12 protein-coding genes and 2 CRISPR repeat arrays are annotated in these 13,765 nt (G+C 32.9%); of the genes, 3 read left to right on the top strand and 9 right to left on the bottom strand.

Annotated features, from left to right (window positions below):
- Positions 1 to 33: 33 nt before the first annotated feature.
- A CRISPR array of direct repeats spans positions 34 to 650; the repeat unit is 29 nt; unit sequence GTTACATCTGAACCGTGTGGGTTATAAAG.
- A gap of 405 nt (positions 651 to 1,055) precedes the next feature.
- From Q0929_RS07325 to Q0929_RS07315, 3 genes are read left to right on the top strand one after another with little or no spacing between them, the layout of a single operon-like run.
- Positions 1,056 to 2,012, top strand: coding sequence for an RluA family pseudouridine synthase (locus Q0929_RS07325; RefSeq protein ID WP_299239333.1), 957 nt, complete (start codon positions 1,056 to 1,058; stop codon positions 2,010 to 2,012).
- A complete protein-coding gene (locus Q0929_RS07320) occupies positions 2,009 to 3,679 on the top strand; it encodes a lytic transglycosylase domain-containing protein (RefSeq protein WP_299239330.1) in 1,671 nt (556 codons plus the stop codon). Before Q0929_RS07325 ends, Q0929_RS07320 begins: the two co-directional genes overlap by 4 nt.
- A 4-nt stretch (positions 3,680 to 3,683) precedes the next feature.
- A complete protein-coding gene (locus Q0929_RS07315) occupies positions 3,684 to 4,316 on the top strand; it encodes a riboflavin synthase (protein WP_299239326.1) in 633 nt (210 codons plus the stop codon).
- 1 nt (position 4,317) lies between these two features.
- Here the strand turns inward: Q0929_RS07315 and lptB are convergent, their stop codons facing one another.
- The 9 genes from lptB to Q0929_RS07270 form a co-directional block, all read right to left on the bottom strand.
- Positions 4,318 to 5,049, bottom strand: coding sequence for an LPS export ABC transporter ATP-binding protein (lptB, locus tag Q0929_RS07310; RefSeq protein ID WP_299239323.1), 732 nt, complete (start codon positions 5,047 to 5,049; stop codon positions 4,318 to 4,320).
- Position 5,050: 1 nt separating this feature from the next.
- The gene (gene holA / locus Q0929_RS07305; protein WP_299239320.1) at positions 5,051 to 6,046 is read right to left on the bottom strand and encodes a DNA polymerase III subunit delta; all 996 of its coding nucleotides are present in this window, start codon (positions 6,044 to 6,046) and stop codon (positions 5,051 to 5,053) included.
- On the bottom strand, positions 6,039 to 6,515 hold the full coding sequence (locus tag Q0929_RS07300; RefSeq protein ID WP_299239317.1) for a hypothetical protein: 477 nt from the start codon (positions 6,513 to 6,515) through the stop codon (positions 6,039 to 6,041). The genes holA and Q0929_RS07300 overlap by 8 nt, the downstream gene beginning before the upstream one ends.
- A 50-nt stretch (positions 6,516 to 6,565) precedes the next feature.
- A complete protein-coding gene (coaD, locus tag Q0929_RS07295) occupies positions 6,566 to 7,069 on the bottom strand; it encodes a pantetheine-phosphate adenylyltransferase (RefSeq protein WP_299229600.1) in 504 nt (167 codons plus the stop codon).
- Positions 7,066 to 7,539 (bottom strand): RsmD family RNA methyltransferase, encoded by a 474-nt coding sequence (locus tag Q0929_RS07290; RefSeq protein WP_299239314.1) that lies wholly within the window; start codon positions 7,537 to 7,539, stop codon positions 7,066 to 7,068. The genes coaD and Q0929_RS07290 overlap by 4 nt, the downstream gene beginning before the upstream one ends.
- A gap of 999 nt (positions 7,540 to 8,538) precedes the next feature.
- A CRISPR array of direct repeats spans positions 8,539 to 9,547; the repeat unit is 29 nt; unit sequence GTTCCATCTGAACCGTGTGGGTTAGAAAG.
- 268 nt (positions 9,548 to 9,815) lie between these two features.
- A complete protein-coding gene (glnA, locus tag Q0929_RS07285) occupies positions 9,816 to 11,243 on the bottom strand; it encodes a type I glutamate--ammonia ligase (protein ID WP_299239311.1) in 1,428 nt (475 codons plus the stop codon).
- Between the two features lie 40 nt (positions 11,244 to 11,283).
- Entirely contained in the window at positions 11,284 to 11,622 is a 339-nt protein-coding gene (locus Q0929_RS07280) for a P-II family nitrogen regulator (protein WP_007545779.1), read from the bottom strand.
- Positions 11,623 to 11,899: 277 nt separating this feature from the next.
- The gene (locus tag Q0929_RS07275; protein WP_299239308.1) at positions 11,900 to 13,327 is read right to left on the bottom strand and encodes an aldehyde dehydrogenase family protein; all 1,428 of its coding nucleotides are present in this window, start codon (positions 13,325 to 13,327) and stop codon (positions 11,900 to 11,902) included.
- A gap of 195 nt (positions 13,328 to 13,522) precedes the next feature.
- Positions 13,523 to 13,765 (bottom strand): transposase (locus Q0929_RS07270; protein WP_299239306.1); only part of this gene is annotated, 243 nt, incomplete at its 5' end.

The following is a 13,765-nucleotide window of genomic DNA, read 5'->3' as shown; positions in this document are numbered from 1 at the left end:
CAGTTATAACAATTAAATTATTTGCCAGCTTGTGTTACATCTGAACCGTGTGGGTTATAAAGGAGGTTCGGCTCTGGGACTTTCTTTAAATAATAAGAGTTACATCTGAACCGTGTGGGTTATAAAGAAAGCAAAAATACTGAGACTAAACAGAAAATACTTCGTTACATCTGAACCGTGTGGGTTATAAAGGAATCTTTTTTCTAAAAATGCCAGTAGAGCTTAGAAGTTACATCTGAACCGTGTGGGTTATAAAGGAACTTAGAATGGATAAGATAAGAAAAGGCAAGGTTGTTACATCTGAACCGTGTGGGTTATAAAGTGTTCTCTTAGCAACTCATTGAATTCCTTAAATCTTGTTACATCTGAACCGTGTGGGTTATAAAGACAGCGGCTTTTTGGAAAGAAGCCAAGGAGATTGATGGTTACATCTGAACCGTGTGGGTTATAAAGTTTGTAGTATCTTCCAAGAGATTTTATGAAAATAGCGTTACATCTGAACCGTGTGGGTTATAAAGTGATTTAGTTTCATTGACAGTTAAATATACAAACACAGTTACATCTGAACCGTGTGGGTTATAAAGCTATAACCCTTTTTGGCATTACTCCATAGTAGTAATTGTTACATCTGAACCGTGTGGGTTATGTAAGGTGAAACGTGAGACGTGAGATGTGTTTAAATTCTTTCTGTGTTTTACGTTTCACTTCTCACGTTTAATCGTGTGGGTTTGGAAGTCTCTATATGGTTAAGTCTATAGTTTGATTAGTTGTTTATTTTTTCAAAATGTGTTATGATACTTTTATAGTTGATTTGTAAAATACTTTGGCAATCGAATAAGAAAAAATTTTTAAGTTTTGTAGCCTACCTGTGAGGAATTGAATCCCCTCATCTATTCTTGTTAGAATCTGGAACACGATTAGCTTTTCTCCTTTCTTTAGTTTGTTGTAGCCTACCTATGAGGAATTGACAATAATCCCTAATGCCAACAATTAATCCATCTGTTTTTTTCCATTCATTACTTGAAAAATAAAGCTTTTTCTAATATCTTATTTGTATGGAAGAAATCATCAGCTTTAAAGTAGAAGAAGAGTTTTCAAATAAGAGATTAGACCAATTTTTAGCCTTAGTCTATCCTGAGTATTCAAGGTCTTTTTATCAAAATCTTATAGAAAATGGATTAGTATTGTTAGATAACAATCCTGTTAAAAAACCATCAACAAAAGTAAAAACCGGACAGGAGTTTACGATCATCATACCACCACCCGAACCTTTAGAAATTGAGCCTGAAAATATTCCGCTTGAAATATACTATGAAGACGAAGATTTAGCAGTAGTCTATAAACCACCCGGAATGGTAGTCCATCCATCGGTTGGTCATACATCTGGAACGCTGGTAAATGCTCTACTTTATCATTTTAAAAATGTATCACAGTATCAAGGAAAAGAAAGGGCAGGAATTGTTCACAGATTAGATAAAGATACCGCCGGGCTTTTGATTGTAGCAAAAACAGAATTTGCACATAAAGAGCTTCAAAAAATGTTTCAAGATAGAGAAATAGACAAAAAGTACAAAGCTATCGTTTCAGGAATAGTAAAAAAAGACCATGGCTTGATAGACTTACCTATCGGAAGGTCTATTTACAACAGGCAAAAAATGGGAACAGTAGCAACAAACCTTAAAGATGCACTAACAGAATACTGGGTAGAAAAACGCTTTGAAAAACACAATCTAACGCTTGTTGATATAAAGCTTCATACAGGAAGAACCCATCAAATAAGAGTTCATTTTTCAGCCATTGGACATCCATTATTTAACGATTTTGTTTATGGATTTAAAAAATCAAACTTATCATCAGACCTTGTGAAAAACTTATCAGATAAACTTAGCTATCACGCACTTGTAGCATATAAACTAACATTCAAACATCCAAGAACAAACCAAATACTAAGCATAGAGCTTAAAAGCTTACCAAAAGAAATAGAAGAAATATTACAGGAGCTAAGCAAGTGAAAAAGAATTTATTTTTAATCAAAATTATGTATCTTCTACTACTCTTTTTCTTTTCCAATTCCTACGCACAAATAGAGGAAGTAGTAAAGATTTATAAATCAGATTTTGAGCAGATAGATTTAGATAATTCGTATGATTTAATCAAGAAAAATCAAAGCTTTGCAATCTCAAGCTATACAGCTTTAAAAATAGCTTCTTTTTTATCCTATCAACAAGATTATAAAACAGCCTTTGAATTCATTCAGCTTGCAGACTTAGACGCATTCTTAGAAGAAGATAAGCCTTTTTATCTTTATGTTTATGGAACTATTTTAGAAAATCTGCAAGATTCAAAATACTTAGACATATTTAAACAGCTTGTACAAAACTACTGCCACAGCTACTATGGTTATAAAACATACTTAGAAATCTACCCATATCTATCAGAGAAAGAAAAATACAATGCCTTAGACACATGCCTGAAAAATAGACATTATGAAAAAGTTAAAAATCTATTGTTTACTCTAAAAGATGAAAACGCAGTAAATTACTATCTTTTAAGTATTTCTCAAGATAAAGAGTTTTATTTTTATCAGATATCAAAAGATTCAGAATTTTATCTTAAAGCATTGAGTAAAATGAGCCATTTAAATTATATATACGAACAAAAGTATTTAAATGCTTTACTTTTAAAGGATGATGTTAAAACATTTTTAAACTTTGTAAAAAACAAAGCTTTAAAAGCCTTTTATAAAGAAGATTATAACAGCTTTCAAAGATACTATGAAATGTTTTACAGCTTTAATGATAAAGAAGACAGTGATTTAGAATGGCTAAAATTTCTATACTATTACAAATCTAAAGATTTAGACCTTGCAAAAACTAAGCTTTTAAGTTATGGAAAATTCTCAAATGACCCTTATCAAATAGAATATTGGAACAAGCTAATAGAAAACAAAAATATAAACGAGATAGATATTAAAGATAGCTATAAAGTTTCAGAAATCACGCCGTATTTAAGTTTAATCGTGTACAAAACAGGTAAAAGGATAATTATAAAAAAAGAAAATCCTTGTCCTAACAAATATGGAAATATAGCAGAGACTTTAAATAAACTAAAAAGCATTGATTATAAATTAGCTTGGACAGAAGGGGTTTATCAAGTTAAAAAAGGCAAATGTGAGGAAGTTTATTCAGTATTGCCGGAAGCCGGGGTTAGATGTTTTAGCCAGCTTCATGAATGTAGCTATGTAAAACCATTTGGAAATGTTGAGCCAAAGGAATTTGAAAATATTATTTACGCAATCATGAAGCAAGAAAGCTTTTTTAATCCTTATGCTGTATCTTGGTCTAATGCTGTTGGTTTAACTCAGTTTATCCCAAAAACAGGTTACTATGTAGCAAATCAGATAGGATTAAAAGATTTTGACATGGTAGACTTGTACAAGCCTGAAAATGCTATACTTTTTGCAAAATGGTATGTACAAAAACTTTTAAATATGTTTAACGGAAATTTAGTATACGTTTTTGCATCTTATAATTCAGGAGAAGGAGCCGTTAAAAAGTTCATAGATAAAAACAATATAAAAGATGAAGCCGAATTTATAGAGCTTTATCCATACCAAGAAACAAGAGACTATGTTAAAAAAGTGTTAAGGAATTATATTATTTATAGATACAAGGAGTAAGAAAATGTTTACAGGATTAATAGAAGAAGTAGGGAAAATATCAGCTATAAATAAGAAGAATGACGGATTAAAAATAAAAGTAGAGTGTAATAAAATTTTAGATGATATTAAGCTGGGTGATAGTGTAGCTGTTAATGGAGTTTGCTTGACAGTTGTAAACATTGATAAAAACTCCTTAGACTTTGAAGTATCTAATGAAACTATAAAAAGAAGTAATTTTAAGTTTTTGAAAATCAATGAATATGTTAATTTAGAAAGAGCCATGACACCGTCAAGCAGGCTTGGGGGGCATATAGTACAGGGGCATGTTGATACAACCGGAGAAATAACTTCAATAACAAATCTTGGACAGCATACAAACATAAAAATCAGATTTCCTTCTGAGTATGATTATCTTGTGATAGAAAAAGGGTCTATTGCAATAGATGGGATAAGCTTAACCATTAACTACATAAACGAAAATGTCATTGATTTAAACATCATACCCCACACTTGGGAAAATACAAACCTAAAATATAGAAAGGTTGGCGATATTGTAAACATTGAATTTGATATTCTCGGCAAATATGTAGCAAAAATGTTAAATTTAAACAAACAAAAAGAGGATAAACTTAAAAATCTACTGGAAAACTGGTAAATTAAACCAAAACAAAATCCTCTCCAAGAAAAACTCTTTTAACTTCTTGGTTTTCTACGATCTCTTGAGGAGTTCCTTCTGCTATTACTCTCCCGTGGGCAATTATGTAAGCTCTATCTGTTATCTTTAATGTTTCTCTAACGTTATGGTCAGTGATGATTATTCCTATATTTCTTGATTTTAAAGATAGGATTAACTGGTTAATATCTTTCACAGAAACAGGGTCTACGCCTGCAAATGGCTCATCCAAGAGTAAAAAAGATGGGTTTATTATCAAACTTCTTGCTATCTCAAGCCTTCTCCTTTCACCGCCTGAAAGGGTTGAAGCTTTTTGATGTTTAAGATGGTCTAAATTAAACTCTTTCAAAAGCTCTTCTGCCTTTGATGTCATCTCAGAAACAGTCAAATTTTGAAACTCTAAAAACATCATAAGATTGTCCCAAACGGTCAAATCTCTAAATATGGAAGATTCTTGCGGCAGAAAACTTATTCCTTTTTTTGCCCTTTCCCAAACAGGAAGGTCTGTAATATCTTCACCGTTCAGTAAAACACTTCCCTTTTCCGGCTTTAAAAAACCAAGCAAACACTTAAAAGTAGTTGTCTTACCGGCACCGTTTGGACCAAGCAGTCCCACTATTTCCCCCTCTTCTGCATACAAAGACACACCATTTACTACTGTTCTATTTTTAAAGCTCTTTTCTATATTTTTTAGCTCAAGCCTGCTTTTTTCCATTTTAGCTCCTTACAAAGTTAAGAATAAACTCTTTTGAAGTCTCGTTTATATCTTGATAGTATATTTTTTGTGCCACTTCTAAGTTGTAGAGGTTATTTAATAGCTTAACCATCTCTTCCTTAGATAGACTTTTTAAAATATTTGAAATGTTTGCCTGTTGTAATGGATGGTTTATTCCTACTTTATTTAAAGCTTCTTCTAAACTGTTGCCGGCTTCCATTAAAATCTTTGTTTGTAAAGCTTTTTCTAACTGAGATAAGATTAAGCTTTGAATTTCAAAAGGATGAACGCCGTTATTAAGCAGATTGATAAAAATCTTTAAAGCAGAAATATCTTTTTTGAAAAATTTGTCTAAAAAATTAAATACATTCTCCTCAAAGACAGGAGTAACTACAGCATCTATATCTTCTTTTGTTATCTCTTTCTTATCTCCAACATATAATAAAAGTTTTTCTACTTCATTTTTAGCTATTGTCAAATCGTTGTTTAAAAGACTTGCAAGGTATTTTAAATTTTCATCTGAAATAGCTTTTCCTTCCTTTGCTAATTTGTTTTTTAAAGAAGTTAAAAATCCCTGAAAAGTTAATTTTTTAGAAATTACAACATCAACATTATCAAGTTTTAACAAAGATTTATAAGGCTCTTTATCCAACTTTTCTAAATTTACAACCAAAATCAATCTATCCGGTAGTTTTATATTTTTAATATCTTCTATGATTTGCTTTAACTCGTCCTTTTTGAGCTTATCTGTAAAGGCTTCAAAATCTCTAACCACTATTGCCTTTGAAGATGAGAATAAATCTTTTGAAAAAAGATGATTTCTAAAGGAAGTATAATCTAACTCATCTCCCCAGTAAACTTTTATAGGCGAAACCGATTTAAACTTCTCAACGACAAGAGCCTTTGTTAGATATTCATCTCCATAGATAATTAAAACCGGCTTTAATTGACTTAAATTAAATTCTTTTAAAAGCTGGCTTGCTTTTATCTCACTCATTTTTTGTAAGCACCGCTTGAGTCCTTATCTTAATCAATTCTCCAATTTCTTCAAAAGCATAAATTTTTTCAATATCAGACCTTAAACCAGCCCCAACATACTGAGCATTTTCTTTAATCATTTGGTCTATAGCAACATTTCCATGCCTATCTTCTACTTTAAATCTTAAATCAATGCTAACTTTATAAACGTTAGCCCTTTGAGCCGGAGAATATCCAAGCGGTATAAAGTTAAGATTTACAGCATCTACATATACAAAATATTTAGTATTATCACTACATTCTAATTTGTTTCCGGATTGTAAAATTCCATCACTTATACTTTTGGTCAAAACATCTCTTAAAGTCGGTTCTGGATAGTTTACATTTACTGCTTTTAAACAGTAGATTTCAGGATTTTTATTTTTTATTGCTGTATATTCTTTAATGGAACATCCGTTTATAAACATATAAATAAAAACTAAGCTCAACAGTAATATACCTTTAATAAGAAGCATAAAGGAAATTCTTGACTTACCTTTCACTCTCTTGCCTCTCTTAACTGTCTAACTTTTTCTTCTAATTTTGACTTTACAAATGGTGTCACCATTGAGCTAACATCTCCATTATGAAATGCAACATCCTTTACGATGGTTGAGCTTATATGAATGAGTTCTTGAGATGGCATCATGAAAAATGTTTCTACTTTGTCAAGTTTGTAGTTTGTCATTGCTATTTGAAGCTCATACTCAAAATCTGTAAAAAGTCTTACTCCTCGTACAATGATTTTAGTGTTGTACTTTTTCATAAAATCTACCAAAAGCCCAGAAAATCCTTCTACAATCACCCTGCCTTTATACTTTGAGACAGCATCTTCAAACATTTCTATTCTTTCTTTCAAAGTAAAAAGTGGTTTTTTCTTTGGATTTTCAGCTAAAGCAACTACAACCGTATCAAAAATATTTAATGCTCTATCTACTATATCTAAATGTCCAAAATGAACAGGGTCAAACGTTCCCGGGTAAACACATATTTTGGCTGTCATTGTTTTCTCCAAAAACTGATAACCGTATCTCCATATTTTCTTGATTCTACATAAAAATCCGGTTCAATACTGCTTAGGTCGTTTTTAAATCTGTGTTCTACTATTAACATGCCGCCATTTCTCAAAACTCTTAAACCTTCTTTAATTAGTTTATCATAATATTTATAATCGTAAGGTGGGTCTGCAAAAACAATATCAAAGCTCTCATCTGGTTGGTCTTTTAAGTATTTTAAAACATCTTTTGATACAAATTTAACATTTTCAACATTCTTTAGCTTTTCCCTTATCTGATTAATTCTTTCTCTTTCTATATCTACAAAAACTATAGATTTTGCACCTTTTTCTAATGCAGTCATTCCAATTTGACCGGTTCCGGCAAATAAATCTAAAAAGTCTTTACCTTTCACACTGTAAAGAATATTAAACAAAGCTTGCTTTACTAAGTTTGACGTTGGTCTTAACTCTCTCAAATTCTCTCCTGATTTTTCTCATCAATTTGTATGTGAATGTATTTATTATAATTCATGTCATGAACAAAAAAGGGGGCGATTTTTACAAGACTTAAAGAGAAGACTTTTCAAATTTACGTCGTAAGAAGAAAAAGTAAGATTGTAAAAGTTTTAGAACATTCTTGTTTTCTGCTGAAGTTGCTTGTAAAAATCCACACTACCATTCTGCAGCCGGCGAAGAATCTTGACCTCAAAGATGTCATTCTGAGCGAAGCGAAGAATCTCCCATTCTTCTTTTCAAGTCAAAAATCAAAAAAGAGATCCTTCGAACTTACTTCCTCACGATGACACGGAAAGGTAAGCTTACAAAAATTTTGGAACACCCTCATTTTCTGCTTGACATGTAGCAAAATTTTTAGTATATTTATATTAGCTTTTTAATTTTTTAACTGTACCTTGGCAATTGAATAGGTTAGCCCACACAAGCTTGTTTTACGTGAAACGTGAGATGTGAGATGTGAGACGTTGGAAATTTGTTTATCAATATCTTAGCGATTTTTATCTGATTGTGTGATGACTTGGTGAGATGATTTACAAGTCAGTGAAGCTAAAGTATTGGTAATGTAATTTTATTTTTTGATGTTTGATTTGAGCTTGTGTAGTGATGGTTTGAAAAGGATTTTTTAAAAAGTAGTTGTAAGTGTTTGTTGAATTAAACTTTTTAATTTTAAATTTTTTAATGTTTAAATTTTTGAAAATTTGTAATTTTTTATTTTAAAATTTTTTGAGATCGGGAAGTTAAGGAGTGGTATTTGCAGCGGGCTTCTGAGTTTGTGGTTTTCAGCGGTTGGCTTGTGATGGGATGTTAAAGGATAAAATATAATAATATATTTTCTGTATATCGAGGTTTGCTGCAAAAAACTTCAACTTGCAGGTTTTTTAAAAGTTTGGTATAATGATTATCAGAATATTGATAGAGTAAGTTAAAAGCGATTTTATTTTTGAGTTAAAAGTTAACGGGTTCCATCTGAACCGTGTGGGTTAGAAAGTCTTCTTAGATTTTGGGCTTATTTGTATTTTCTTTAGTTCCATCTGAACCGTGTGGGTTAGAAAGTTTGAACAAATAATCAGCAAGTTTGCAAGTTGGTTTGAGTTCCATCTGAACCGTGTGGGTTAGAAAGAATACTAATATCAGGATGGGGAGGACAGAAAACCATGTTCCATCTGAACCGTGTGGGTTAGAAAGAACAGCAATAGTAGGAATTTTAACTAAAAGCTGGTTAGTTCCATCTGAACCGTGTGGGTTAGAAAGGATTTCAAGATAAAGAAAAGCTTTACACAGGATATAGTTCCATCTGAACCGTGTGGGTTAGAAAGATACACATATTTGACTAGAAAAAGGAACGCTTAACTGTTCCATCTGAACCGTGTGGGTTAGAAAGACGGCACTTATAAAAGTAGAATTGGAAAGTTCATTTTGTTCCATCTGAACCGTGTGGGTTAGAAAGTATCTATATATGAAAATGGATTATGGACTTTCTTTAGTTCCATCTGAACCGTGTGGGTTAGAAAGTATCCAAGAATGCATCCTTCTGACTTGACTGAATTAGTTCCATCTGAACCGTGTGGGTTAGAAAGACGGCTTATTTGTTTTTATCCATCTACTTATCAAACAGTTCCATCTGAACCGTGTGGGTTAGAAAGGGGAGTAGCATAACCGTAATTTTCATCAAAAATTTCCGTTCCATCTGAACCGTGTGGGTTAGAAAGATAAAAACTTCTTCTACAGAGACGACATATTCCCTGGTTCCATCTGAACCGTGTGGGTTAGAAAGTTAGTATAAGAAGGTAGTCGTAATCATTTTTTAATAGTTCCATCTGAACCGTGTGGGTTAGAAAGTCTCTTGACTCAAGAATTTGCTCATTTTCATGACCGTTACATCTGAACCGTGTGGGTTAGAAAGTTGTTTTAAAGGTGTTCGTTTTAAAAGTTTTTACTGGTTACATCTGAACCGTGTGGGTTTTGTAAGGAGAGACGTGAGATGTTAGATGTTTTAAAAAGAATGATAATGGTTTAAACAACACATCAAGTCAAAATCAATAGCAACTTTACAGAAGAGTAACCTCTTTACACAATAAATAAAAAACACGAGATTCTTTGCCGGCTGCAGAATAAAGATTTGGGTTTTTGAAACAACAGTCTCCAAAATTATTGACAAGTTTCTTTACGTTCTAACTTTCTTACATCTTTTATTAAAATCAAGACACCCTCCCATTTGGGAGGGCATTATAGTTAATTAAACGTCAAAATAAAGTTCAAATTCTTTTGGATGTGGAACCAATCTAATTGCATCTTGCTCTGCTTGTTTTGTTTCAATCCACATATTGATAAAGTCCATGTCCATTACGCCACCTTTGAGTAAAAACTCGTTGTCTTCTTTTAATGCATCGATAGCTTCTTGGAGAGATCCTGGAGTTTGTGGAACGTTTGCAAGTTCTTCTGGTGGTAATGAGTAGATATCTTTATCAAGAGGTTCACCTGGATGGATTTTATTTTCAATACCATCAATAGCAGCCATTAATAAAGCTGTAAACGTTAAGTATGGGTTAGAAGATGCATCCGGGAATCTTACTTCAATTCTTTTAGCCTTTGGAGATGTATCACCAACAGGAATTCTGATAGCAGCAGACCTGTTTCTTGCAGAGTATGCAAGTCTTACAGGAGCTTCAAATCCGGGCACTAATCTATGGTAAGAGTTTGTAGTTGGGTTAGAGAATGCACAGATGGCTCTTGCATGTTTAATGATTCCGCCAATAGCATAGAGAGCTATTTCCGATAACCCACCGTATCCATTACCGGCAAAAAGGTTTTGTCCGTCTTTCCAGATTGAGAAGTGACAGTGCATACCACTACCATTATCACCTGCTAATGGTTTTGGCATGAATGTTACAAACTTTCCATATCTGTATCCAACGTTTCTAAGCACATATTTGTATTTTAAGATGTTATCTCCCGAGCCAACAATATCTGAAAATCTGAAGTTTATTTCTCCTTGTCCTGCTGTAGCTACTTCATGGTGCTCTCTTTCTACTGTAATACCTACTTCTTCAAGTGTTTTAACCATTTCCATTCTTATGTGATGAGTTTTGTCCAATGGAGAAACCGGGAAGTACCCTCTTTTATAAGGTATTTTGTACCCAAGGTTTGGATTTTCTTCTCTTGCAGTATTCCACCATCCTTCTTCAGAATCTACTTGGTAGTAGGAATGGTTAGGTCCTGAGCTAAATCTAACATCATCAAAAATAAAGAATTCTGCCTCTGGACCAAAGTAAGCTATATCACCAATACCTGTAGACCTTAAAAATTCAAGAGCTTTTTTAGCGATTTGTCTTGTATCTCTTGAGTATGGCTCTTTAGTTATTGGGTCAACTACATCACAAATTAAAGATAAAGTTGGCTCTTCAATGAACGGGTCGATGAACGCTGTTTTTGGGTCTGGAATTAATAACATATCTGATTCTTGAATACCTTTCCAACCTCTTATTGATGAACCGTCAAACGGAATTCCGTTTTCAAATGAATGTAGGCCAAACTCGTGAGTTGGGATTGTTAAATGTTGCCACTGACCAAATGGGTCTGAAAACTTAAAATCAATAAAGGCAATACCTTTTTCTGAAATTACACGCATTACATCATCCGGTGTTTGACATTGGATCATTGCCATTTTAAAAAACCTCCTTTATAAAAATTAATTGTTTCTTATATTAAACTGCTTCCGGACCTCTTTCTCCCGTTCTTATTCTTATTACATCTTCTATTGGAATGATAAAGATTTTTCCATCTCCAATTCTCCCGGTTCTTGCAGCCTGCATTATAGCTTCTACTACTTTTTCAACTTGTGCATCATCAACAACGACTTCTATTTTTAACTTAGGGAGGAAATCTATTACATACTCTGCCCCTCTGTATAACTCAGTATGACCTTTTTGTCTTCCAAATCCCTTTGCTTCCGTAACAGTCATACCGTAGATTCCAATGTTTGTAAGTGCATCTTTAACTTCATCAAGCTTGAAAGGCTTAATAATTGCTTCAATTTTTTTCATAACATACCTCCATTTTTGATTATAAGAAAATTTCGTGCCAAATTTTAATTTCTTGATTTTACTAAATACTTAAATATTTTAACACTTTTAAAATCTGTAGATATTGCATATTTTCAGTGCAATATTACTAAATTTTAAATTATGATCATTCAAAGTCCTCAGAATGACGAGCAAATAAAAACGTCATCTGAGGAAGATCGATATTTTTAAATATATTGCATATTTTAAGTGCAATTCAAATTCTACTTTGCATATTTATTGTGCAATAAATAAACAGTTAACCCAAATCAAAAGCTACAACCTTTATTTCTGTGTAGTCTTCTATTGCAAACTTTGGACCTTCCCTACCTATACCGCTTCCTTTAACTCCACCATATGGCATATTGTCAGCTCTAAACGTCGGAATATCGTTTATGATAACTCCACCAACATCTGCATTTTCTATCACTTTCCAAGCATTTTTTAGGTCGTTTGTAAACACTCCAACTTGTAAGCCATAATTTGTTTTATTGACAAGCTTTATAGCTTCATCTATATCTTTAAACCTTTTTACTGCAACAACAGGAGCAAAGGCTTCTTCATAAAAAAGTTTAGACTCTTCCGGCACTTCTGACACTATTGTTGGTGGAATTATTGGTTTATCTTTTGATTGTATTCCTCCAAGTGCTATCTTACCGCCTTTCATAACTGCTTCATTAATCCAAGTTTCAATTCTATCAACTTCATTTATAGAGATTACAGGACCTACGTCTGTATCTTCTTCTAAAGGATTTCCATATTTTAACTTTGAAGCTTCCACTTTTAAAAGATGTTCAAATTCATCAGCTACACTTTCATGAACAAATACCCTTTGAACCGATATACAAACCTGACCTGCTAACGCAAACCCTCCAAGAACTGATTTTTTAGATGCAATTTCTAAATTTGCTGTTTTATCGACAATTACAGCCGAGTTTGACCCAAGTTCCATCACTATTTTTTTCAATCCTGCCTGTTTTGCTATTATTTCTCCAACTTTTAAACTTCCTGTAAAAGAAACGACCCTAACATCTGGATGTGTTGTCATTGCTTGACCTACATCTGCAAATCCAGGTATAACAGAAACAGCCTCTTCAGGGACACCAGCTTCAAGGAAAAGTTGACAAAGCATTATTGGAGATAGTGGAGTTCTTTCACTTGGTTTTAGTATAAACGGACAACCTGCAGCAATAGATGGTGCTATTTTATGTGCAGTAAGATTTACAGGAAAGTTAAAAGGAGTAATTGCAGACACTATTCCAGCCGGGACTCTGTAATAAAACCCTTTCTTTCCTTTGCCGTTTGGAGATGCGTCAAAATGCACATACTCGCCATGAATTCTTTTTGCTTCTTCTGCCGAGAAAGTGATTGTATTTACAGCCCTATCTACTTCTGTTCTTGCTTCACGGATAGTTTTTCCTGTTTCTAAGGTTATAGTTCTTGCAAACTCTTCTTTTCTACTTTCTAAAAGGTTAGCTACTTTTAATAGAATTTTGTATTTTTCATATGCTGTAAGTTTTTTTAGTTTTTCAAGACCTATTTTAGCTTTCTCTATAGCCTGATAAACATCTTCTGGAGAACCCTTTGCAGCTTCACCGATTTTTTCTTGGTTGTAAGGAAAAATTACATCGATAACCTCATCCTTCCAAACTTCCTTGCCGCCAATTATCATCGGTAGCTTAATCATAGCTACACCTCCGAATATAATTAAAAAGAATTTTAACATAATAGTGAGATTTGAGAGAGTGATTGTGTAAGTTATTTTATTTTCGGAAATATGTAATTAGCTGAAAATAATACGCAGGTGAGAAATTAGTGATTTTTATAGGATTTAAAAATGAGATCTTTCGGCCTTCGGCCTCAGGATGTTCTATGTTAAATGTCAAGTGCAAAAATTTTCATCAAATGGTTTTCTACTTTTTAATACACCATATGCCTGCCTTAATAACTTATGTGCTACAGCCACTAATGCTAATTTTTTAGCTTTACCTTTACTTGCTAATCTTTCGTATAATTCTCTGCAGTATTTGTTAAACCTTATTGCTGATAATGCTGCCATGTATAGTATCTTTCTTGCATATGGATTTCCCATTTTCTTTATCTTGCCACTTTTCTTTACACTTGA

It is taken from the genome of Sulfurihydrogenibium sp. (assembly GCF_028276765.1).
Lineage (GTDB): Bacteria > Aquificota > Aquificia > Aquificales > Hydrogenothermaceae > Sulfurihydrogenibium.
Note: the sequence above shows the minus strand (reverse complement) of the source record. Positions and strands in the feature narration are given on the sequence as shown.

Excerpts from the sequence above, each read along its gene's own strand:
- glnA (WP_299239311.1), bottom strand. The coding sequence starts at position 11,243 with ATGGCAATGATCCAATGTCAAACACCGGATGATGTAATGCGTGTAATT.
- coaD (WP_299229600.1), bottom strand. The coding sequence starts at position 7,069 with ATGACAGCCAAAATATGTGTTTACCCGGGAACGTTTGACCCTGTTCAT.
- Q0929_RS07280 (WP_007545779.1), bottom strand. The coding sequence starts at position 11,622 with ATGAAAAAAATTGAAGCAATTATTAAGCCTTTCAAGCTTGATGAAGTT.
- lptB (WP_299239323.1), bottom strand. The coding sequence starts at position 5,049 with ATGGAAAAAAGCAGGCTTGAGCTAAAAAATATAGAAAAGAGCTTTAAA.
- holA (WP_299239320.1), bottom strand. The coding sequence starts at position 6,046 with ATGAGTGAGATAAAAGCAAGCCAGCTTTTAAAAGAATTTAATTTAAGT.
- Q0929_RS07275 (WP_299239308.1), bottom strand. The coding sequence starts at position 13,327 with ATGATTAAGCTACCGATGATAATTGGCGGCAAGGAAGTTTGGAAGGAT.
- Q0929_RS07315 (WP_299239326.1), top strand. The coding sequence starts at position 3,684 with ATGTTTACAGGATTAATAGAAGAAGTAGGGAAAATATCAGCTATAAAT.
- Q0929_RS07325 (WP_299239333.1), top strand. The coding sequence starts at position 1,056 with ATGGAAGAAATCATCAGCTTTAAAGTAGAAGAAGAGTTTTCAAATAAG.